General features: G+C 64.7%; 10 protein-coding genes. 3 read left to right on the top strand and 7 right to left on the bottom strand.

Features of this window, described 5'->3' with window-relative positions; all coding sequences use genetic code 11:
• Window positions 1-635: 635 nt before the first annotated feature.
• Window positions 636-1,592 (bottom strand): helix-turn-helix domain-containing protein, encoded by a 957-nt coding sequence (locus AAF604_23380; protein MEM7052625.1) that lies wholly within the window; start codon window positions 1,590-1,592, stop codon window positions 636-638.
• 121 nt (window positions 1,593-1,713) lie between these two features.
• Between AAF604_23380 and AAF604_23385 the strand changes: the two genes are divergently transcribed.
• Entirely contained in the window at window positions 1,714-2,013 is a 300-nt protein-coding gene (locus AAF604_23385; GenBank protein MEM7052626.1) for an antibiotic biosynthesis monooxygenase, read from the top strand.
• A 306-nt stretch (window positions 2,014-2,319) separates the two neighbouring features.
• Here AAF604_23385 and purF read toward each other — a convergent pair whose 3' ends face one another.
• Window positions 2,320-3,810, bottom strand: a complete 1,491-nt coding sequence (purF, locus tag AAF604_23390) for an amidophosphoribosyltransferase (protein MEM7052627.1) — start codon at window positions 3,808-3,810, stop codon at window positions 2,320-2,322.
• A 266-nt stretch (window positions 3,811-4,076) separates the two neighbouring features.
• Window positions 4,077-4,667, bottom strand: coding sequence for a TetR/AcrR family transcriptional regulator (locus tag AAF604_23395; protein MEM7052628.1), 591 nt, complete (start codon window positions 4,665-4,667; stop codon window positions 4,077-4,079).
• A gap of 125 nt (window positions 4,668-4,792) precedes the next feature.
• On the opposite strand from AAF604_23395, the gene AAF604_23400 reads away from it, so the two are divergent.
• Together AAF604_23400 and AAF604_23405 are read left to right on the top strand one after the other, a co-directional pair.
• Window positions 4,793-5,506 carry a hypothetical protein gene (locus AAF604_23400; protein MEM7052629.1) on the top strand — a complete coding sequence of 238 codons (714 nt, stop codon included), beginning with the start codon at window positions 4,793-4,795 and terminating at the stop codon, window positions 5,504-5,506.
• A gap of 1,770 nt (window positions 5,507-7,276) precedes the next feature.
• Window positions 7,277-17,533, top strand: coding sequence for a hypothetical protein (locus AAF604_23405; GenBank protein ID MEM7052630.1), 10,257 nt, complete (start codon window positions 7,277-7,279; stop codon window positions 17,531-17,533).
• 318 nt (window positions 17,534-17,851) lie between these two features.
• Here AAF604_23405 and AAF604_23410 read toward each other — a convergent pair whose 3' ends face one another.
• The 4 genes from AAF604_23410 to AAF604_23425 form a co-directional block, all read right to left on the bottom strand.
• Window positions 17,852-18,616 carry a 3-oxoacyl-ACP reductase gene (locus AAF604_23410; protein ID MEM7052631.1) on the bottom strand — a complete coding sequence of 255 codons (765 nt, stop codon included), beginning with the start codon at window positions 18,614-18,616 and terminating at the stop codon, window positions 17,852-17,854.
• A 487-nt stretch (window positions 18,617-19,103) separates the two neighbouring features.
• Window positions 19,104-20,804: a hypothetical protein gene (locus AAF604_23415; protein ID MEM7052632.1), complete on the bottom strand. Its 1,701-nt coding sequence runs from the start codon at window positions 20,802-20,804 to the stop codon at window positions 19,104-19,106.
• 428 nt (window positions 20,805-21,232) lie between these two features.
• A complete protein-coding gene (locus AAF604_23420) occupies window positions 21,233-22,819 on the bottom strand; it encodes a hypothetical protein (protein ID MEM7052633.1) in 1,587 nt (528 codons plus the stop codon).
• A 650-nt stretch (window positions 22,820-23,469) separates the two neighbouring features.
• A complete protein-coding gene (locus tag AAF604_23425) occupies window positions 23,470-23,631 on the bottom strand; it encodes a hypothetical protein (GenBank protein ID MEM7052634.1) in 162 nt (53 codons plus the stop codon).
• Window positions 23,632-23,842 lie beyond the last annotated feature (211 nt).

Below are 23,842 nucleotides of genomic sequence, written 5' to 3' on the forward strand. Positions count from 1 at the left end.
ACCGTCAACGGCCGCAGCCAGATCCCTGCCCCCGACGCCACACGCCGCCGAGAAATTCGGGTGGCACCTAGGAATTGAACCTAGAAATCGCACTTAGAGATTCGGACGAGAAACTCCGAATCAAGCCTCGAAGGCGCCCGCCGAGAAGTTCGGGTGGCACCTAGAATCCCGGGCGAGGAGCTCCAATTCAAGCCTCGAACACGAAATCAAGCCTCTGATAATAGGACCTTTAGACAAGAGGTTGGAACCTTGGTACAGAGGGCAACTCCAACCAGGCTCCCCTTGAATAAGAGGGTGGAATTCAGGGCGACCAGGCTCCCCTTGGATAAGAGGGTGGCACCTAGGAGGTCAGGGCGCGCTGACACAACAAGAAGGCGCCCGAGGACTTCGAGGTCGCAGCTCCCCGCACCCACTCATGCACGACGCCGGAGCTGACGAATACCCAGTCCGGTCTTCTCGCGCAGCAAAGTCCGCAGCGTGACACCGTCGCGAACTTTGGATAAGAGGGTGGAACCTGGGAATTCAGGGCGACCAGGCTCCCCTTGAATAAGAGGGTGGCACCTAGGAGGTCAGGGCGCGCTGACGCAACAAGAAGGCGCCCGAGGACTTGGAGGTCGCAGCTCCCCCGCCCCCACTCATGCACGACGCCGGAGCTGACGAATACCCAGTCCGGTCTTCTCGCGCAGCAAAGTCCGCAGCGTGACACCGTCGCCGTAGCCGACTGAGCCTGCGATGCGCTCGACGCTGTCGTCGGTGGTCTCGAGTAAGAACAGGGCGCGTTCGACCCGCAACCGACGGACGAAGGCGATGGGAGTCTGTCCCAGGACTTTGCGCAGTCGGCGCTCGAGGGTTCGCTCGCTGGCGCCAACGGCCTTGGCGGCGGCCGCCATCGTGAACTCGGGCAGGTGGCGCCGTGCCCAGCGCTCGAATTTCTCGACCAACGGATCGCAGAAAGCCAGATGATCCGTCATCGCATAGGTTGCCTGGGTCGGCCGACCATCCACCAGCAGGTGCCTTGAGGTTGATCGCGCCAGCGTTGGGCTGCGCTCGCGCACGAACCACAGCGCAAGGTCGACATGGGCCAACGCCGCCCCCGCCGTCACCCGCCCCGCCGACTCGACCACCATCTGCGACTCGTCGAGCTCGACCGACTCGAACCGCTGACGAAAGTCGGGACCAAGCCACCAGGTGGTGGTGGCTCGAAGGCCATCGAGGAGCCCCGTCGACGCCAGCAAGTAGGTGCCCGTGCAAGCGGCGGCCAACCGAGAGCCAGCGGCGTGCCAGGTCGCCAGCTGAACGCCAGCCTCTCGCACGTCGTCGCGCTCGAGGGCCCGCTCCAGGGCCTGCGGCGACTTGGCCCCGAGGGCCGGCACGATCACCAGGTCCGGCGTCGCCACCTCCTCCACCGGCGAGCTCGGGATCTGGAAGCCCTGCTGAGTCGAGACCTTCTCCCGAACGCCAGCGACCTGGATCCGGAAATCAGGCGAATGCTGAGGCGCGGAAGACAGCTCGTTGGCAGTCCCGAAAGTGTCCAGCAGGACGGACAACCCCGTATCGAACATGCCGTCGACGACGAGCAAGACAACTCTCATGTCGAAAATTCTACCAAAGATGTCGATTCCGCCACTCGAAGATCTTCTCCACGGTCCGTAGTCTTCCTTTCACCGGGCACGGTGGTCGCGCCCGGCCCGCCAAGCGAAAAGGAGAAGACCCATGCTGACCCACTCCCTCGTCGTCAAGATCGTCGCCAAAGAAGACCGTGCCGAAGAAGTCGCCGAGTTCCTGACTGGCGCGCTCCCCCTCGCCGAGCAGGAGACCTTCACCCCGGTCTGGTTCGCGCTGCGCGCCGACGCCACAACCTTCTACGTCGTCGACGCCTTCGCCACTGCAGCAGATCGCCAGAAGCACCTCGACGGAGACATCGCCGCGGCACTCCTGGCCAACGCCGACACCCTGCTCGCCGAACCGCCCAGCATTTCGCCGGCCAACGTCCTCGCTTCGAAAGTCGCCTGAGCCCAAGAAGCGCGCCACGGGACGGTCCCGAGCCACCCAACGAGGCCGTCCCAGGTGCCACCCACCTAGTTAAGTCGCTCTAATTCAAGCCTTTACGACCTCGCGGAGAGCGCTCTCGGCCCGGCCATGGGTACGATCGGCTGCAGGCGCCAGTCCATAGGTGCCAACCACCTCGTCGGGTGGCTCGCTATACCAGCAAGTATGAGCTGAGGGCAGGCTTTCTCGATCTCAAGGTGCTGAGAGGAAAGACCTTAGATATTCGGGTGGCACCTTCGAAGAGCAGACGAGAAAGGAGTGAGTGAAGCTCTAGGTTGCCTCTTGAGTGGCGCGCGCCGCCTTCTCCTGGTCCGAGCGGGCAACCTCTAGCTCGCGCAAATAGCCGTCATCGACATCGGTGACGTACTCCCCCGAAAAGCAGCTGGTGTCGAAGGCGTCGATATGCGGGTTGCCTTCGCTGCAGGCAGCGATCAAGTCATCGAGTTCCTGATAAATCAGCTTGTCGCAACCCAGCTCGGCCTGAATCTGCTCGATGTCGCGGCCGTAGCCGACCAGCTCATTGGCCGCCGGCATGTCGATGCCGTAAACATTCGGGTGGCGCACCGGCGGCGCCGCCGACGCCAGGTAGACCTTGCGGGCCCCGGCATCGCGCGCCATCTGGATCAGCTGTTTAGAGGTCGTGCCGCGGACGATGGAGTCGTCGATCAACAGCACGTTCTTGTCCTTGAACTCGAGGGGGACGGGATTGAGCTTGCGCCGCACCGAGCGCTGCCGCTCGCCCTGACCGGGCATGATGAATGTGCGGCCAATGTAGCGGTTCTTGATCAGTCCTTCGCGATGCTTGACACCCAGCGCGTGGGCCAGCGGAATAGCGGCAGTCCGGCTGGTGTCCGGTACCGGAATGACCACCTCGATGTCGTGGTCCGGCCACTCGCGAAGAATCTTCTGGGCCAGCCGTTCGCCCATCCGCAAGCGCGCCTTGTAGACCGAAATGTCATCCAACAGCGAGTCGGGCCGGGCGAAGTAGACGAACTCGAAGATGCACGGGGTGTGGGCCTTGCGCTCGGCGCACTGCTGCTTGCGGAGGTTGCCTTCCATGTCGATGAAGACGGCCTCGCCAGGTGCCACATCGGCGACCAAATCGAATCCGAGCACATCCAACGCCACACTCTCGGACGCGATGGCCCACTCTTCACCACCACCGCGTCGACGCACGCCGTAGACCAGGGGGCGGATACCGTGCGGGTCGCGAATCCCGATCACGCCTCGGCCCGGCACCAGCCCGATGGTGGCATAGCCCCCGGTGCAGCGCCGGTGGACCGCCGCCACGGCGCGAAAGAGCTGCTCCGCACGAAGCTCGAGGGACGCCTGGATCTGCAGCTCATGGGCCAGCACGTTGAGCAAGACCTCCGAATCCGACTCCGTGTTGATGTGGCGACGGTCGGACAGGAAGACCTCCCGCTTGAGCTGACGAGAGTTGGTCAGGTTGCCGTTGTGGGCCAGGGCCAAGCCGAACGGGGAGTTGACGTAGAGCGGCTGGGCTTCCTCCGACGAATCGCAACCGGCCGTGGGGTAACGCACGTGGCCGATACCGGCCGTGCCGCGGGACATTCGCTGGACGTGCTTGCTGCGAAAGACGTCGCGCACCAGGCCATTGTTCTTGTGCAGCTGCAACTTGCCGTCGGCATCGCTGACGGCCATGCCGGCGGCGTCCTGACCGCGGTGCTGAAGGACGGTGAGCCCCTCATAAATTTCCATCACAACAGGCTGCTGGGCAACGATACCGATCAGGCCACACATGGATTGTCTCTCGCGTGGTTCAAAGTCCAGGCTGAAGGCTACCTCTTCTCAGGGCCCGGGTGAAGCCCGCGTTGTCGCACGAGCATCCGAGCCGAGGAAGGCGAGCCGCTCCGATCAGGTCCCCAGGTGCCACCCACCTATCTAAGTCACTCACTGTCAGCACTTTGCATCTATGCCTCTCCCACTGTGACCAAGAAACTTCCAATGCCGTGCCGCGTTGCCCCTCACTTGATACGAATCCGTTTCACCAGCCACCCTCGGCTGCTCTAAGTCGGCAGGAGCGCCCGCAATGCCAGTCGAGCCTGAGGCCTGACCAGATCTGGCTCCTCTCCCGAGGCCATCTGGACCAAGATCGTGGTCAGTTGGGTATCGAGGTAGCGGGCGGCAAACTCGGGCGAGCGGTCTGGATCGGCTTCGCCACGAGCGAGCGCGCGACGGTAGCCATCTTCGAAGGCGGCACGTCTTTCCTCGACGATCGTTGAGACCCGTGCCGCCGTCGCCGGGCCCAGACGTGCCTGTGACAGCCGCATGGCGGTGAACAAGCAGCCCGCCGGCGTGTCGCGATCGACGGTCGTTACGAGGACCAGTTGATCCAAGGTCTGTTCGAAAGGCAGATCGGCGGCCACCACCGCAAGCAGGGGCAAGACGAAGCGCTGCCGATATTCGAGCAACGCGGCCTCCATCAATCCGTCTTCGCCTCCGAACTCGCGATAGAGGGCCGGCTTGGAAATGCTGGCACGTCGGCAGAGCTGGTTGAGGGAGACGGCAAACAAGCCATCTCGCCAGTAGCTCTCCATGGCGAGCTCAATCGCACGCTCCCGGTTCACCGTCTTGGGACGTCCGCGCCGACGTTTCACCTGGCTCCCCATCATTTTCATTCCAATCGGTCCATTATCCCTTGACGCCAAGGATAGCCTACGTTATAAATTTTGTACCGAACGGTACTTAATCCAATTTCGCGAAGCTCAGAAGGAGGAACCCCATGCTCGCAGGACACTTCACCACTGCGCTCGCCGCTCAGCAGCAGGCCCCGCGCGGCCATCTTGCCTACTACCTGGTCGCATCCCAGCTACCGGACATGCTCTGGCTGGTCTTCCACTACCTCGGCCTCGAGCCCACCGAACCGCACAACGTGATGAATGTCAGCCTCGACAATCTGCAAGTGGTCATGACCTACAGCCATGACCTTCTGCCCATCCTGGGCTGGATCGCGCTGACAACCCTCGCGGGCTGGCTGCTCTTTCGTTCCTGGCGGCCCGCTTTGACCGGCGGAATGCTGATCATCGTGCACGCCGTCACCGACTACATCGGCGGCTTTCCGCACAACCTCTTCGGACCGGACACTCACTCGGTAGGCACCGGGCTCTACTACACCTACCCCTACCTCGCCGTCGCGCTCGAAGCAGTCTTCACCGTCGCTGTCATGGCTTGGGTTCTTCGGACCGACGCCCGGGCCGGAATCCGCCGTCATCGGACGACCTGGGCGGCATGGCTCGCAGTGTTTGGTGGTGGCGTCGCATTCATGTTCCTATCCGCCGACCTGTCGCTGATCGAGCTCACCGGAATGAACCCACTCCCGGCCCTCGCCGGATCGACGATCCCTGCCATGTTCTTCATCTACGGATTGATGTTCGCCGTTTTGCTCTGGGCCGACCGCCAGCCGACGTCCAGAACGGATCAGCCGGCCAGGTCGTAAGCCGCGCGCAAGAAAGTGCCACCCGACTAGATAAGTCTTTTGCAATCAAAATTTTGCGATTCTGAAAGCCAAAGTTCACTCAAGAGACGAAAGGATCCGGGGGTCGTTTCGCGTCCTTCTGGGTATGCCACGCTCGATTCTCTACGTCCCGCCGGAAGGCGGCATGTTCCTCGTCACCACCCGAACCATCCAAGGCCGTTTCCTCCTGCGACCGAGCAAGGCTCTCAACGCTCTCGCCGTGGGGGTCATCGCCCGGGCCCAAAGGCGCTACGGCGTCGAAATCCACGCCATCGTGGTCCTCTCCAACCACTATCACCTCCTGCTCTCAGTCGGGAGCGCCTGGCAGCTCGCCTCGTTCATGAACTTCGTCAACGGCAATCTCGCGAGGGAGGCGGGTCGCCTCTATGGTTGGAGAGATCGATTTTGGAGCCGTCGCTACCAGGCGACCCTGGTTAGCCAGGAGCCGCAGGCGCAGATCGACCGCCTCCGGTACATCCTCGCTCACGGTTCCAAGGAAGGTCTCGTCACGAAGCCCGGCGAATGGCCCGGCGTCCAATGCGCCCGAGCTCTATCCTCGGGAGAACCTCTCGAAGGCCACTGGATCAACCGAACCAGGTGGTTCCAAGCCCGAACGACGGAAGCCTCGGAGTCGGACTTCGCAGAGCGCGAGACCCTTGAGCTGACGCCCCTACCCTGCTGGGATCACCTTTCAGAGCATGCGCAGCTCGAGAGAGTTCGCGACCTTCTCGACGCAATTGAAACGGAGTTCATGCCAGTTGGCTCGTCCAGACGCAAGCCCCTGGGAACAAAGAGAATCCTCCGGCAGCATCCTCATCAACGCCCCCGGCACTCCAAGCGTTCTCCGGCACCGCGGTTTCATTGCTTCACCCGCGAGATGCGCAGAATCTTGTCCGACGCGTATCGATCCTTCCTACTCGCCTACCGAAGCGCCGCCCAGCGACTCAGGCTCGGACATCGAGACGTTGAGTTCCCGGCAGGCTGCTATCCACCGGCCCTACCCTTCGTCCAGCTGGAGCCGAGACCCGGATGAAGAGAAGCCGATCGTTCGGCCTGGCTCTGATCCACAACCGAAACCCTCCGAGGGCGCGAGCCATCGATGGCCCTCAAGTAGCTCGCCCCGAGCAGTCTTAGCCCGGCAACTTCCCGGCAGATCTTCCTCGGTTCTCTAAGGCGAATCTCAGTCCTCTCCGCGCCGGTTCGGATTCCCTCGACCGAAGACCGAGGACCACCATGGCGCCGCCAGGGCACCTTTGCGCCTGCCGATGAGAGTGGGTGGCGCTTCTGTGTCGGCGGCACCTGTGACCCTTCGATGACAAGAGGGTGGCACCTTTGTGCTGTGCCATTGGCACCTGTGTGCCGCGCACCTGTGTGCCTTCGGCACCTTCGTGCCGCACAAGAGGGTGGCACCTGTGTGCCAGCAACTGCGTGCTGCCATTGATGAGAAGAGGGTGGCACCTGTGCGCCATTGCACCTATGCGCTATTGGCACCGATGAGAAGAGGGTGGCACCTATGTTCCGGCAGCACCTGCGTACCAGCAGCACCTGCGTGCTGCCATTGATGAGAAGAGGGTGGCACCTGTGTGCCATTGCACCTGTGTGCTATTAGCACCGATGAGAAGAGGGTGGCACCTGTGTGCCGTTCCGGGGGGATCGTGCGCATGGCTGATTAGGACGGCTTCTGGTCGGCTATGCGCCTATCGGGAGCAGTCCTTCACGAATTCAGGATCTACGACCCAGAGGACAGCTCCCATGGCGCCAATTCGCGATCTCTTGACCTCCCTCTTTCGGACCGATGGGTCCGCTTCTGATGTTTCGTCGCAGCGCTGCGACTTCGGTTCGACTCGGACTGCGAGCCGCCGACGGGCGACGACAGGCCGCTGCATCGCCCCGCTGTTCCTCGCGATCCTGGCTCTCCTGCTGATCGCCACCGGTCCCGCCTGGGCGGCCACCATCACGGTCACCAGCGTCCTCGACAACGAGATCGCGGGCGATGGCTCCTGCACCCTCCGCGAGGCCCTGAACAACGCCAACGGCAACAACAACACGACCAGCGGCGACTGCACCACCGGCTCGGGTACGGACACGATCGCCTTCAACATCCCCGGCAGTGGGCCGCATGAGATCGCGCTCTCCGCCACGCTGGAAATCACCGACCCGGTGATCCTCGACGGCACCACCCAACCGGGCAATACCGGAGCCTGCACGACCCCGATCCCCGATCGGCCCGACTACGTTCTATCGCTGCTCGGGCTAGGGGTCACCGGCACCGGCACCGAGAACGCCTTACGCCTCAGCGCCGACGACTCGACGATTCGCGGATTGAACTTTCAGGGCTTCGGATTCGCGAGCCTCACCCTCAGGGGCGACAACAACCTCATCGAGTGCAACTTCATCGGCCCTTCCGCCGACGGCATGTCGCAGCCGGGGGTCTTCGATGGCGGCGCTTGGGCCATCGCGCTCCAGCTGGGAGCGTCGAACAACACCATTCAGGACAACCTGATCTCGGGTAACGGAGTCGGCGTTCGCTTCCAGTTCAACCACTCGGGCAACCAGGTCATTCGCAACTTCATCGGTACCAACCGTGCCGGCACGGGAGCCATCCCGAACAACACCGGAGTGCAGGCCAATGGCGTCAACGAGATCGGACGCGCCAACAATGGCAACCTGATTTCCGGCAACAACAACGTCGGCATCATCCTCAACGGCACCGGCACAACTGTTCGGGCCAACCTGATCGGCACGGACTTGACCGGCACCTTCGCCGTCCCGAACGGTGCCGGCGTCAACTTTGGCGGCGCGGGCGACGGCAATTTTGTCGGTGGCGGTGGTGCCGCCGACAGCACCCGCAACGTGATCTCCGGCAACACCGGCGTGGGCGTCACCGTCAGCGGCGACGACAACGAGGTGGTGGGCAACTACATCGGCACCGACAGCACCGGGACGTTCGCCGTGCCCAACGGCAGTCACGGCGTGGCGGTCACCGGCGCAGACAACTCCATCGGATTCGGGGGCTGCAACAACGGCAACTTGATCTCGGGCAACCTTGGCGACGGCGTCAACGTGACCGGCGGCGGCGCCGACGACACCGACATTCACTGCAACTCCATCGGAACCAATGCCGAGGAGACCGCCGCGATTCCGAACGGCGGCAACGGAATCACGATCTTCCTCGATGGTGGCGGTGCCACCGAGCTCGAGAACGTTGATATCGGCAACCGCAGAAACACGTTCAGCAACGTCATCGGCGGCAACGTCGGGCACGGCATCCACGTCACCGACGAAAACAGCGTTCGGTCGACCCGTGTCGTCATTCTCGGCAACTACATCGGCACCGACCGCAGCGAAACCTACGATCTCGGCAACGGCCTCGACGGGGTCTATTTCGGCAACAACATCGACAACTCGCGGATCGGTCAGTTTCAGTTCGACGGCCCGACCTTCTCCAACACGATCGCCTACAACGACGGCAACGGCGTCACCATTGCCGGCGGCACGAGTCAGGGCAACAACATCGAGCATAATTTCATCTTCGAGAACGGTGGCATCGGCATCGACCTCGCGGACGACGGAGTGACGCCGAACGACAGCAATGACAACGATGGCGGCCCTAATCGGCGGCAGAACTTTCCCGATTTGGTGAGCGCCACCCTCGACTGCTCCGACGCGCTGACCGTCCGCTACAGCCTGTCCTCGAGTGCTGCGGTTTCAGGCGCCAACCACATTCTCGAGTTCTTCCTCGCGGATGCGGATGGCGAAGAGGGCGCGGCGCTCCTGCGCCGGGCCAACTACTCGAACTTCCCGAACACCATCTCGGCCACCCTGGGCACCGGCGCCGACCTCGGCGTCCGCTTCGGTGACCAGCTGGTCGCCACCGCCAAGAGCAACCAGGGCGACACCTCCGAGTTTTCGGCTGCCATCGCGGTCGGCACGAGCTGCGCGTTCGACGTCACCAACACCAACGACGCGGGCGCGGGGTCTTTGCGCCAGGCCATTCTCGACGCCAACACCCAGACCAGCCCGACGCTGATCACCTTCAATATCTCGGGTAACGGGCCGCACGTCATCAGCCCGCTGTCGGCGCTGCCGGCGATCACCAATCCGACCTTCATCGACGGCACCACCGAGTCCGGCAACGAAACGGTGTGCAGCACCGACCTCGGCAACCGGCCGACCTACCAGATCGTCATCGACGGCGCCGCTGCCGGTCGCCCCAACCTGCTGACCCTGGCGGCCGGTTCCGACGGCTCGACCGTCCAAGGCCTCAATCTTCGCAACGGCAACGCCGCAATCCTCGCCCTGAGCGGCGGCCATACGGTCCAATGCAACCTGATCGGCACGAACGAGACGGGTACGTTTGCCCAGGGCAACACTATCGGCTTGTCTCTGATGTCGGGCGCCAACACCGTCGGCGGTTTCGGCATCGGCGAAGCCAACGCCATCGCCTTCAACGGCACCGGCATCCGAGCCGCCAGCGGCACGTCGAACAACTTCCGCGGCAACAGCTTCTTCCAGAACTCAGGGCTCGCCATCGACCTCGGCGCTGACGGCGCCACCGCCAACGACGCGACCGACGCCGATACCGGCGCCAATCTGCTGCAGAACGCGCCGGAGCTGGTGCGCGGGCTGATCGTCGACACCGAGGCGCAGATCACCTACACCGTCGCTTCAGATCCCGCCAACCAGGCCTACCCGATCACCGTCGACTTCTATGCGCCCGACGCGGACGGAGAAGAGCCCCAGACCTTTCTCTTCTCGGAGCTCTTCGCGGCCAGTGACTACCCAGGCGACATCGTGGCCACGGTGACGGCGGCGACCTTCGGCCTCGAAGATGGCGACGAATTGGTCGCCCTGGCGACCGACGCCAACGGCAACACCAGCGAGATCTCGGCTGCGGTGGCGCTGATGGGCCCCGAGTGTCTCGACGTCACCACCACGGCAGACAGCGGCACCGGCTCCCTGCGCGAAGCCATCACCTGCGCCAACGCCACGCCGGAGCTCGACACCATCACCTTCGCCATCCCCGGCGCCGGCCCGCACGACATCGCGCTGACGGCGGCTCTGCCGATCCTGACCGCGCCGGTCACGATCGACGGCACGACCCAGGCCGGCAACGGCACGGTGTGCGCCACGGCGATTCCCGACCGGCCCACCTACCAGGTCATCGTCAGCGACGGCGCCGCCATCTCCACAGGCTTCGAGCTCGGCGCCGGCTCCGACGGATCGACCCTCCGGGGGCTCAACGTCCGCGGTTTCGGAACGTATCTCGTCCGGATCGACGACAGCGGCAGCCACACCGTCGCCTGCAACTTCCTCGGCACCGACGCAGATGGATCGACTCGGATCGGTGGCAGCGGCCAAGGCGTTCGGGTCGAGGACGCCGCCAACGTGACCATTGGCGGTGCCGACGCTACCCAGGGCAATCTGATCTCCACCAGCTCCGTGAGCTTCGGTGTGGTCTTCCGATCGACCGGCTCGACCGGCTCGGGCAACACCCTGCGTCACAACTTCATCGGTACCGATAAGACCGGCACGGCCGCGCTGCCCAACGACTGGGGGGTTAGCGTCAGCAGCTTCGCGGGCACGCAGCAGAACCTCGCAATTCTCGACAACTTGGTGTCGGGCAACAACCAGGTCGGCATCAACGTCGACGACGTCGACGGTCTGGAGATGAAGCGCAACCTGATCGGGACCGACATCACCGGCACCCAGCCCCTCGCCAACGGCTGGCAGGGCGTGGCCGCCGGCTTCGTTCGCGCGGCGGACGGCATCACCATCGGCGGCACCGACCCCGGCGACGGCAACACCATCGCCTTCAACGTCCGCCACGGCATCACCGTCGGCCAGAATTCGCGCGTCGCGATCCTCGGCAACAGCATCTTCTCGAATACCCAGCGAGGCATCGAGCTGGAAGGCGGCGGCGCCGTCAACGATGCCGGCGACCCCGATTCGGGCAACAACAACCTGCAGAACTTTCCGGTGCTCTCCGGCACGCCGAGCATCGAAGGCGGCACCCTCGAGATCAGCTACCGGGTCGACTCGACCACCGCCAGCGCGGCCTACCCGCTGCGGGTGGAGTTCTTCGTCGCCGACGCCGACGGCCTGGAGGGCATGACCTACCTGGGCTTTGACGAGTACACTGCCAGCGACTATTCGGGCTGCGGCGGCGCGCCGTGCACCAAGACGGCGAGCGTCACGCTGGTGGGTGCGATTTCCGACGGCGACGACGTGCTCGCCACCGCCACCGACGCGAACGGCAACACCTCCGAATTCTCGAGCACGGCGACCGCCGACGTCGGCTGCCTGACGGTGACCACCGCCGCCGACTCCGGCACGGGATCGCTGCGGGAAGCGATCGCCTGCGCCAACGCCGAAGCCGGGCTGGACAGCATCACCTTCGCCATCCCAGGCGACGGTCCTCATGTCATCACCCTGGCGTCGAATCTGCCCAGGATCGAAGACCCGGTGATCATTGACGGCTCCACCCAGCCGGGCAACGAAGGGGTCTGCACTGAGGCGATCCCGGATCGGCCGGCCTACCAGGTCATCGTCGACGCAGCAGGCGTCGCCCAATGGGGCTTCGAGCTTTTCGGTTCCCAAGGTTCGACCATCCGCGGCCTCAACATCCGAGGCGGCACAGCCACCGGCATCATCATGCTCGGTGCCGGCGACGGTCTGCACACGATCCAATGCAACTTCATCGGCACCGACGAAACGGGACTGCTGGCCGACGCCAACGAAGCGGGCGTCTTTGTCGGCAGTATCGAAGACGTCACCATCGGCGGCCCGGATCCCGGGGACGGCAACCTGATCTCCGGCAACACGGAAGACGGTATCGCCCTGTTCGGCGTTTTCTCGCTCCGGCAGATCGTGCAGGGCAACTACATCGGCACCGACAAGACCGGTGTTGCCCCGCTCGGCAATGGCGACGCGGGAATCGCGATGCAGATCAACGTCGGGACCGCGACCATCGGCGGCACCGCCGAGGGTGAGGGCAACGTGATCGCCTACAACGCCGTGGGCGTCCTCGATCTGACCACCACCGTCGGGCACATGATCCGCGGCAACAGCATCTTCGCCAACACCGGACTGGGGATCGACCTGAGCGTGGAGGCGGGGTTCGTGGCCGATGGCTTCACGCCCAACGACGCCGAGGATGCCGACACCGGGGCCAATCTGTTCCAGAACTTCCCCCACCTGCTCGACGCCACGGCGGTCGACGGCATGCTTTCGATCGGCTACCGGGTCGACAGCACGACGGCCAACTCGGCCTACCCAATCACCGTCGACTTCTATCTGGCGGACGACGACGGCGAAGAGGGCGCCGAATACGTCGGCAGCGCCACCTACCTGGCGGCGGACGCGCAGCTGCCCGTCCGCGTTTCCTTCCCAAACCCCGGTTCGGTGACGGGCGGCGACCTACTGCTGGCCACCGCCACCGACGCGGGCGGCAACACCAGCGAGTTCTCGGCCACCACCGAGGTCAACGCTTACCTGGTGAGCAGCATGGCCGATGGCGACATCGGTTCCCTGCGCCAGGCGATCACCAACGCCAACGCCACCACCGGCGACAACTGGATCACCTTCGCGATCACCGGCGACGGACCCCACGTGATTGCTCCGGCCACCGACCTGCCCGCGATCACCCAACCGGTGATCATCGACGGCACCACCCAGGCCGGCAACGAGACGATCTGCACCGACGCCATCGCTGATCGGTCTGCCTACCAGATCGTGCTGCACGGCGACGCCGACGGCGGCGCGGTGTTGATCAACGGGCTCGAGCTCGCTTCCGGCGCAGACGGATCCACCATCCGCGGCATCAACATTCGCAACTTCGTGGACACCGGCATTCTGATCGATCGTAGCTCTGACAACGCCATCCTGTGCAACTTCATTGGCACCGACGAAGAGGGCGCCACCGCGATCGGCAATGGCATGGGCGTTGTTGTCTTCGATGGCGCCGACAACCGAATCGGGGGACCGGAAGATGGCGACGGTAACCTGATCTCGGGCCATGTGTCGGGGTCTGGATTGCTTCCAGGCTCTGGTGCGTACCTTGCCGCGGCCGATGGCACCGTGATCCAGGGCAATGTCTTTGGGACCGACCAGGCCGGAACGGGAGATCTTGGAAACACCATCGGCGTGTTCGCCAGTACGACGGGCAGCGTCACCAACACCCTCATCGGCGGGACGGAAGACGGCGCAGGCAACGTCTTCGCCTTCAACGGTGATGGCGTGGTGGTCGGCGAGGATGTGCTCGAGGTTGCAATTCAGGGCAACGCCTTCTACGGCAACGACGGCCTCGGCATCGATCTCCTCATCGGCGGCGTGGCCGGCGCAACGGCCAACGACGCCGGCGACCCGGACGACGACGCCAACCGCGGTCAGAACTTCCCGGTGGTGAGCGCCGACGCTTCCACCGGCGACCTGCTGGTGACCTTCTCGGTCGACACCGAGACGGCCAACGCGACCTATCCCCTCACCGCCGAGTTCTTCCTCGCCGACGCCACCGGCACCCAGGGCGAAGCGCCGCTCGGCACCGCCGAGTACACCGCCAGCGATTACAGCGGCTGCGGCGCGGCGCCCTGCGACCTGACCGTCAACCTGGGCCCGATTGCCGATCTCGGAGTGACCGCCGGCATGACGGTGGTGAGCACCGCGACGGACGCGGCCGGCAACACCAGTGAATTCTCCGCTGGCATCGCCCCGGCGGGCTTGGTCGATCTCGCCGTTTCCATCGCCGAGTCGGCGGAACCGGTGATCGCGGGCTCGGGCGTCGGCAACCTGGTCTACACCGTCACCGTCACCAACCTCGGTTTGGTGGCGGCCACCGGTGTCGAGCTCGAACACAGCTTGGTCGTGGACCCGGGCGTGACGGCGGACTCGCAGGTGCCGTCGGCGGGCTCCTTCAGCGGTACCACCTGGACCCTCGGCACCTTGGCGGCCGGCGCCAGCGAAACCCTGACCGCCACCTTGACGGTCGGCGCCACGGCGTTGCCCGCCAACGGTCGGATCGCCAGCCTGGCGGCCATCTCGGCGGTCAATCAAACCGACACCGACGCCTCCAACGACGACGCCACCGAGCGGACTTCGGTCGCGCGCCAGGTCGACCTGGCGGTGGCGGTGGCGGAGTCGGCCGATCCGGCGGTCGCCGGATCCGGTGCCGGAAACCTGGTCTATACGGTCACCTTCACCAACGCCGGACCGTCCAATGCCAGCGGCGTGACGCTCGAGAACGCGCTCACCCTGCCCACCGGCGTCGCGGCCGTCTCGCAGGTACCGTCGACGGGTTCCTTCAGCGGCACCACCTGGACCCTCGGCACTCTTCCTGCGGGCGCAAGCGCCACCCTGACCGCCACCCTGACGGTGGCCGCATCGGCCGCCGCGGGAAGCGACACGATCGCCGACTCGGCGGCCGTCTCGGCGGTCAACGAGAGCGACCTCGACAGCTCCAATGACGCCGCCATCGAGAGGACCTCGATCACGCGCCAGACGGACTTGGCGGTGACCGTGACGGAGTCGGTCGATCCAGCGGTCGCCGGATCCGGAGCCGGAAACTTGGTCTACACCGTCACCGTTACCAACCTGGGGCCGGTCGACGCCACGGGGGTGACCCTCGACAACACCTTGACCCTGCCCACCGGCGTCACGGCCGACTCGCAGGCGCCCTCGGCGGGTACCTTCAGCGGTACCACCTGGACCCTCGGCGACCTGGCCGCCGGCGCCAGCGAGACTCTCACCGTCACTCTGACCGTCGACGCCTCGGCAGCCAGCGGCAACGACACCATCGCCGACACGGCGACCATCACCGGGGCCAACGAAACCAACACCAATGCCAGCAACGACAGCGCCACCGAGGAGACCTCGATCACGCGCGAGCTCGATCTGGCGGTGACGGTCACGGAGTCGGTCGATCCGGCCGTGGCCGGTTCGGGAACCGGCAACCTGGTCTACACCGTCACGGTGACCAACCTGGGGCCGGTCGACGCCGCGGGAGTGACTCTCGACAACGCCTTGACCCTGCCCACCGGCGTCACGGCGGATTCCCAGACGCCCTCGGCGGGCACCTTCAACGGCACCACCTGGACCCTCGGCGGTCTGGCCGCCAGCGCCAGCGAGACCCTCACCGTCACCCTGACGGTGGCGGAATCGACGGCGGTCGGCACCGACATCATCGCCAATACGGCGACCATCACCGCGGTCGACGAGACCGACACCAACGACTCGAACGACAGCGCCAGCGAAGCCACTTCGGTGGCGCGCCAGGTCGACCTGGCGATGACGGTGGCGGAATCGGTCGATCCGGTGGTGGCCGGTTCGGGAACCGGCAACCTGGTCTACACCGTCACCGTCACCAACCCGGGATCGGTCGACGCCTCGGGAGTGGTCGTCGACAACACCTTGACCCTGCCCACCGGCGTCACGGCCGACTCCCAGACGCCTTCGGCGGGCACCTTCAGCGGCACCACCTGGACCCTTGGCGACCTCGACGCCGGCACCAGCGAGACCCTCACCGTCACCCTGACGGCAACGGCCTCGGCGGCGGTCGGCACCGACACCATCGCCGATACGGCAACCATCACCGCGGTCAACGAAGTCGACACCAACGGCTCGAACGACAGCGCCTCCGAGGCCACCTCGATCGCGCGCGAGCTCGACGTGGCGGTCTCCCTGGCGGAAACCGGCAGCCTGACGGAGGTCTTGGCGGGCGGCGTTCTGACCTTTGAGGTCACCGCCAACAACGTCGGCGCCTCGGACGCGACCGCCGTGGTGTTGAGCGCCACGGTGCCAGCGAACAGCACCCTCGACGCCGCGAGCAGCAGCGCCGAGTGGGATTGTCCGGACGGCGACTCGGCCGGTTCGACCTGCACCTTCGAGGTCGGCGACCTGGGCGAAGGCACGCAGTCTTCGGCGACCTTCGTGGTCAACGTCGACACGGTGCTCGCCCGCGACGTCAGCGAAATCCTCCTCGAGGCTTCGGTCGCCACCGAAGGCGGCAAGCCGGACGCCAACCCGACGGACAACAGCGACGAGCTGTCGACGCCGGTCGACCACCCGCCGATCGTCGAGACGATCGACACGGTCGCCTCGACCTTGGACGGAGAGCTCGTCGATGGCGAAGTGGTGCGCCTGCCGATCACCCAAATCCTGATCGCCTTCTCCGAGGACGTCACCGGCGCCGCAACCTCCGGGAGCTTCCGCCTCTTCGAAGCCGGCCTCGACGACGTCTTCACCTCGACCTGTCTCGACGTTCTGGGAGACGACCAGGAAATCACCATCCTGTCGGCGGTCTACGACGATTCGGCGCTCTACGACACGCCGACCAGCATCCTCGAGGTCAGCTCGGGGCTGCCGCTACCGGCGGGCAGTTACCGCGTCCTCGCCTGCGGCGACGACATCGAGGACGACGCCGCGCAGTTGCTCGACGGCGACCGGGATGATGCGGCCGGCGGCGACTTCGGCCTCGACTTCACGGTGCTCTACACCAGCCGGGTCGAGAACCCGAACTTCGACCAGGCGCTGGCGCCGTGGACGTCCCTCGCCTACCAATGGAGCAGCCAGGACGTCGACGAAGCCCCTTCCTCCGGCTCCGCCGAAACCCTGGGAGTCAGCGAAGGGGTCCTGGCTCACCCGTGCGTCACCGTGGCGGACATCGAGTTCGGGCTGGTGTCCTCATTGGTCGTGCGCATCGACGACCCCGCCGTGGTCGATCCGTCAGTGCAGGTCGAGCTCGACTTCTACGCCGCGAGCAACTGCCAGGGCGCGCTGTTGGAGACCATCTCGATGTCGCGCGTCGCAGGAGACACCGGCGGAGCCTGGATCGAGTCGATCGCCTCGGAAGACGTTCCTGAGCTGGCCGTCTCGGTCCTGCCGGTCGTGCGCTACCAGACCACCGACGTCAGCAGCGCGGCCTACATCGACCGCATCACCCTCGAGCCCTCCCTGATCTTCGCGGACGGCTTCGAATCCGGAGACACCAGCGCCTGGTCCGACGAAATCCCCTGATCGAAGGGCCAGCGCGAGCTCCCAGAGCCACATCCCGACCACGCACGAACCGCGTGGTCGGGGATTGTGCGTTTCGGGGGCAATGGATGGATAGGAGAGGGCCTCAGGGCGAAGAGAACAGCCACCCAGAGAAATATCTAAGTCATTGGAAAAAGATCGCTTAGATAGGTGGGTGGCACCTTTTCGACGCTTAGATAGGTGGGTGGCACCTTTAGAGAGGTCGCACCTTTAGAGAGGTCGACGCTTAGATAGGTGGGTGGCACCTCTAGAGAGGTCGGAGATCTCAAAGGCGCCCTGCTCCACCTTGCACGCGGACCGTCAGCCGAAGACCAAACCTCCGTCCACGATCAGGTTCTGACCGGTCACCGCCCGTGCCCACGGGCTGGCGAAGAAGAGAACGGCATCGGCCGCTTCCTCCGGCGTCGTCACGGACCGCAACGGCGTGGTGTCGGCGATCAGATCGAAGACCTCATCGGGCGTCGCCGAGCTGGCGTCGGTCGTCCGCAGGAGTCCGCCCGAGACCATATTGACGGTGATGCCCTGCGGGCCCAGCTCCGCCGCAGCCGTGCGGGTCAGCGCCAGCAGAGCCGCCTTGGCCGCCGTGTAGTCGTGGTAAGGCACCACCGGGTTCTGGACCAGGTTGGTTCCGATGTGAACGATCCGCCCGAAGCCCGCCGACGCCATCCCGGGGCTGGTCGCCTGGATCACGTTCAATGCGCCCTGGACCGCGGTGTCGAACTGAGCGATCAGCGACGCGGCCGAGAGCGCGCCCAGCGTGTCCCGGGCATCACCGTTGAAGCTGTAATCGGCCAGCGCATTGTGGACCACGGTGGTCGGAGCCCCGAAGGCGGCCCCGACCTGCTCGACCATGGAACCGACCGAGTCCGGATCCCGCACGTCTCCCTGCACCGCCAGGGCGCGTTCGCCGAGCGTCGCGGCCAGCGACTCGGCCTGCTCGCGGCTACGAAAGTAGTTGATCGCAACGCGGGCACCTTCCCGCGCAAATGCACCGGCGATAGCGGCACCAAGCCCACGCCCGGCACCGGTCACCAGGACGATCTGTTCCTCGAGAGGGATGGACATCTTCGCGCTCCTCAGGTGTCTTTGGTAGGAATCGAACGACAGGTGCTCCAGAGAGTCCGAAGCACCTCGCCGCGCATCCTACCGGCAGCCTGTGATGCGGCCAAGCATGTGCATCGGGAGGAGTCGCAGACACGATGAGGCGCCAGGCGCAGATCGGAAGAATCGCAGAAAGGCCAGCATTCGGCGAGGCACCAGCATGTCCTAATTCGTTGACAGGAAGATATTTAGATAAGTGGGTGGCACCTGCTTTGGATAAGTGGGTGGCACCTGAGAAGAGCGACCGTTGAGTCGCACGGTTCTAATCGGGTCAACGACCACTCAAGGCTCGCCGCGGAGGGCGAAGATCGCTGCTTTGGATAAGTGGGTGGCACCTTTAGATTGGCTGCACCTGAGAAGGCAGATAAGTGGGTGGAGAAGGCAGATAAGTGGGTGGCACCTGAGAAGAGCGCCCGTTGAGTCGCACGGTTCTAATCGGATCAACGACCACTCAAGGCTCGCCGCGGAGGGCGAAGATCGCCATCTCGTGCTGTTCGTCGCGAAAGACGAGCTCGAGGGTGATGGCGCTCTCGGGGTCGGGAGCCGGCGAGGCTTCGATGACGAACCTGGGCACGATGCAGTAGCGGACGCCGGCGTCGCTCAACGCCGCGAGCGACTGCTCGGAAGGAAAGCTCTTCATCGTTTCCTTGAGGGCCCTGAACCTGCGAGGAAAGAAGCCGGAGTAGCCGTTGACCATCGGGCGCCAGTGTCGCTGTTGCCAGTACATCGCTTGGCTGGTGCTGGCGTAGTCCGCGACGCTTCGGCCGGGAGGGAACGGCAGGAAGGCGAGCACCTCTTCGGACGACGTTTGCTCTTCGATCCACGTCAACCAAGGCAGCTCCAGATCGAGGGGCGGAAGAGGCTCAATCTTCCCCGGTGTCGGTCGCATCTCGAGGACCGCCAACAAGGCCAGGGCGGCCACCGGTGCGGCGGCACGGACCTGTTTCAACCAGGTGCCGGTTCCGAGCCGACGACGGGATTCTTCGAGCAACCACTGCAGTGTTCCCGCCGCCAGAACAGCGACGGCCAGTTGGCCAAAGAGAGCGAAGCGAAAGAAGCTGCGGATCTGCCCAAAACCCGGCAACGCTCTCAGGACATCGGCAACGGACAGGCCGAGAATCTTGAAGTGCCCGCCCCAGGAAAACAGCACACTGGTCGCGAGCACCAGCAGGCCGGCGATGGCGAAACGTCGCCAGCGCCTCGAGCGCCAGGCGACAGCGCTGGCCAGCAAGGCCAGCAACACACGCAGGGTACCCGGCCAGAATGCGCGGGCTGACGCCCGCTCGGCATCCGTGACGCCGGGTGTCGGAATCAGCTGAGGCCAAGGAGCCTCGAGATACTGAGCGGGCTTCGCGCTGTGCTTGCGCACGGTTTCGACCGAGCGCACGAAGCTCTCGTTCGAGGTCGCCCGAAACTGAGCCGCCAACAGGGGCGAAACCACCCCGAAGAAGAGCGCGGCTCCAGCGGCGAGGCCAATCCAGGCCCGCCGTTCCCTTCGATGGGGCCACCACAGCCAGAGGGCCGCGGGCGCCGCGGCGAGGGCACAGAAGGCGGCGACCTGGGCGCTCAAGCCATAGGCCAAGGCCAGGCTGCCGCCGACCGCCAAACCGGCCTTAAGTCCAGGCGACTCAGCGAACCTCAGCACCGTGAGCGCAAAGCACAGCACGCCCGCCAACGGTACGAGTTGCAGAACGCCCACCTGCTGGTGGGTGAACGGCAGAATCAGAACCAACGCGCCCCCGGTGATCGACGGCAGCCAGGCCAGGCCGACTTTTCGGAGCAGTACCGCCGTCAGCAGACCGTTGCAGGCCAGGGAGGCGATCAGCAGGAGGCCATAAGCCGAGAGGATCGACAGGCCCAATCGACAGAGCAGGGCGGCGAGCAGACCGAGCACGGGCAGCGGCTCCGAGAAGGCGAAGGCATCGGCGGAAGGATGAAAGATCGGCGCCTGCCAGTAGCCATCAAAGCCTCGTCCGAGGCTTTCGACATTCCAAGCAAGGGTCCACAGATTGAAGAGCGGAACGGTGGCGACGTTCTCGGTGCCGAGCGAAATGCCGTCGCCGAGGCTCACGCCGAGGGGCCAGGTCAAGGCCACCGCGCCCGAGGCGAAGAGCAGGCCGAGCAGAGTCCAACGCAAGATCGAGAAAGGCACCGTCGATCGGTGCCTCGCAGGGCTCGGAAGCCCCGATTCGCGAGCCCGCCGAGCCCTAGAAACATTCATCGCAGGAAAGCTCTCTCAGGGAGACGTCGATCGTGAATCATCTCCCCGGAGCCTAGCAGCCTTCGGTCTGGCAGCCTTGGGTCCATTCGAGGACCCGATCCCTTCACAAGGATTGTGAAGCCAAGGACCAAAGCGGCGAACTGCCAGGACAGAGCTATGTCTCTTTCTCCCGCACCATCGCGTCTCCCTGACGACGATCCGTCTCGAGCGCGGAGACTCCGCGATCGCACCACCCACATGGAGGTGGGTGGTGCGATCAGGGCTGATAGTGCAGTCCTAAGAGGTTGAAAAGATGACGCTTAGATAGGTGGGTGGCACCTACCGAGGTGGCCTAGCCCGAACCAGCCGTGACGGGCTCCCTACCAGTACTGACTGCCGGCCGAGGCGCAGGGGCATCCCGCGTCGGTTAGCTCGTAGGCGATATCGAAGGCGCCGGGTGACAGACCCTGGACCGTGCGCTCGAGCACGTTCGGCTCGCCGCCGGAAGTGAGGATCGTCTGATCGGGACCGCCGTCGATCGAGATGATGCCCGGTGTCTTGTTGCGCACCTGGATCTCGACCGGCTCGGCAGTACCGACTACCCACAGGCGCATCGGCGTCGTCTCCAGGCGCTGCAGCTTGCTCGAATCGATCTCGCCGCCGATCTGGAGCACCAACACGGTCACTCGGTCCTCGGCCGGGAAGCCGGGCTCGGGCGCACCGCTGACCACGTGAGGACCCGGCGCCAGGTCGGCGGGGAGCTCCACCCAGGCCATCCGGCTCGAAGCAGACACCGGGGGCCCGAGCGCCGCGCCGTCGAGGAGCAGCGCATTCCAGGCCTCCGGGCCGGGGAAGACGCCGCAGACGCAGGCCTTCTGGCCGGCGAAGGTGCGCGGCGTCGCGGCGGAGATGCGGGCGGCACCGTTCGCCAACGGTTCGACGACCTCGACCCCTGGCACCGCCGGCACTTCGACAACGACATCGCCGTAGAGGTCGATGTACTGGAGCGAAAGCTCACCGCCAGGCGTCAGGCTCTCGGGGAGGTCGAAGAGCACGACACCGTCCGTTCCAGTAAAAGCTTGGACTGTCTGCGTCACGACCGTCACGTGAAGGTCATAGGTCAGGATCCCATCACGGCCCTGCTCTCCCACACCGCGAACTCGAATCCGGTTCTTGGGTTTGTCGTCAGATTTCTCCTCGAAGGGCCAGCAAAGCTCGGTGTCTTTCAACTCCTTCAATTCGAAGCCGCCACCCGGCAGAGTCGGCAGCTTTTCGAAGCAGTAACTGGTCGGAAAATCATCCTCGCTCCCTTCTTTGCTCTCCTCCTTGTCCTCTTTCTCCTCCTCGAAAATCACGATCTTCTGATCCCGACCGGTCTCTCCCCCGCGGCCACCACCTTTCATGGTGATGACCCGACTCGCCGATTCATCATTTCCGGACCCCGCCCGCTTCACCCTGTAGGTGGCCGAACCCAGGCCAGCCCCTGCGTCGAGAAAGACCTCGTCCTCTTCTATGGTTACGCCCGCTGACCCCGGTGATGACCCGGAGTCGAGCACGGCCACCTCCCATCGACCCTGGCCGTCCGCCGACGCCCCCAGAATGGCCGCGATGCCGTCGAGCGCTTCGCGCGGCACCTCTTCGCCCGCCGGCACGGCCAGCGCAACTCGACTCGTCGGCTCCCCGTCAGCGCCATCGGACTCCAAATCGTCGACGACCACGCCCGTCAGGCTCCAGGATCCACCAGGCGGTAGCGCCGCCGAGTCGGTCACCCGCATCTGCATCGGCTCGCCCGGCGCCACCTGGCTCGGCATCACGACAATCCCTTGCAGGCTGCCGATCACCTGCTGCGGCGGCACCAGGACGACCGTCTCGTTCTTGCGCCGCAAGAGCATCCGCCCGTCGAGACTCGCCCGGTAGGAGATCTTCTTCGGCCGTGGCGCACTGCCTGCGTCGAGCTTGAGGCGCACCGGAGTGCCAGCGGGAGCGGCGGGCCCAGCCAGGCGGACCGTCTTGCCCTTCGCCTCGAGGGTCCAACCCAGAGGAAGCGCCATGGCGCGCAACGCCGCCGCGAAGTCCTTACCGACGTCGAGCGTGATCTCGTCGAAGCCACCGGTCGGCGAGTCGACCTTGACCGTGCCCCCCGGGTTTTGCTCGAGAATGACGTCGATTTCGGGGATCGGTTCCCCGGCCCAGGCGCCAGCGGCGAGAACGATGGCGGCCAGAGCGACGCATGAGCGGAGCGGGAACGTAAGGGACGGCTTCATGGCGTCTCCCTTCGAAAGTCATCTCCGCCAATCACCCCCAGCAGAGACCGGTTCTTGTTGGCAACTGGATTTTCCTAGCAACTGGCACGATGCTGGTCAAGCTCGGAGCGACATCGTTCTATGGCGAAACCAACATCCCACAGCACCAAATACTTGTGGACGGTGACACCCGCCACGAGGAACTTAGAGAGGTGGGTGGAACCTTCAACTTCGAGAGGTGGATGGCACCTTCTGCTTCACAGAAGCAAGCGCATAGATGATGTCGGATAGCCCGAAAGGGCTAATGGCGCAGATCTAAGGCGCTGATAATAAGCCACTTAGATAGGTGGGTGGCACCTATCTAGAAGCTCCTCCTACCGGCTGGGGTTGGCCTCGGCGTCGCCCTCCGGCCGCAGATCTCGGGGCGCTTCTTCGACGAGGCAATAGAGAGCGTCTTCCGACCGCAGGTAGATCTCGTCGTCGGCGAGCGCGGCCGAGGCGCTGAAGGTCCAATAACTTAGATAGGTGGGTGGCACCTATTCAACAGGCGCCAAATACTTGTGGACGGTGACACCCGCCACGAGGAACTTAGAGAGGTGGGTGGAACCTTCAACTTCAAGAGGTGGATGGCACCTTCTGCTACACAGGAGCAACGCATAGATGATGTCGGATAGCCCGAAAGGGCTAATGGCGCAGATCTAAGGCGCTGATAATAAGCCACTTAGATAGGTGGGTGGCACCTATCTA

It is taken from the genome of Acidobacteriota bacterium (genome assembly GCA_039028635.1).
In the GTDB taxonomy this organism is placed as follows: Bacteria; Acidobacteriota; Thermoanaerobaculia; order Multivoradales; family JBCCEF01; genus JBCCEF01.

Excerpts from the sequence above, each read along its gene's own strand:
- AAF604_23380 (MEM7052625.1), bottom strand. The coding sequence starts at position 1,592 with ATGAGAGTTGTCTTGCTCGTCGTCGACGGCATGTTCGATACGGGGTTG.
- AAF604_23385 (MEM7052626.1), top strand. The coding sequence starts at position 1,714 with ATGCTGACCCACTCCCTCGTCGTCAAGATCGTCGCCAAAGAAGACCGT.
- purF (MEM7052627.1), bottom strand. The coding sequence starts at position 3,810 with ATGTGTGGCCTGATCGGTATCGTTGCCCAGCAGCCTGTTGTGATGGAA.
- AAF604_23400 (MEM7052629.1), top strand. The coding sequence starts at position 4,793 with ATGCTCGCAGGACACTTCACCACTGCGCTCGCCGCTCAGCAGCAGGCC.
- AAF604_23405 (MEM7052630.1), top strand. The coding sequence starts at position 7,277 with ATGGCGCCAATTCGCGATCTCTTGACCTCCCTCTTTCGGACCGATGGG.
- AAF604_23410 (MEM7052631.1), bottom strand. The coding sequence starts at position 18,616 with ATGTCCATCCCTCTCGAGGAACAGATCGTCCTGGTGACCGGTGCCGGG.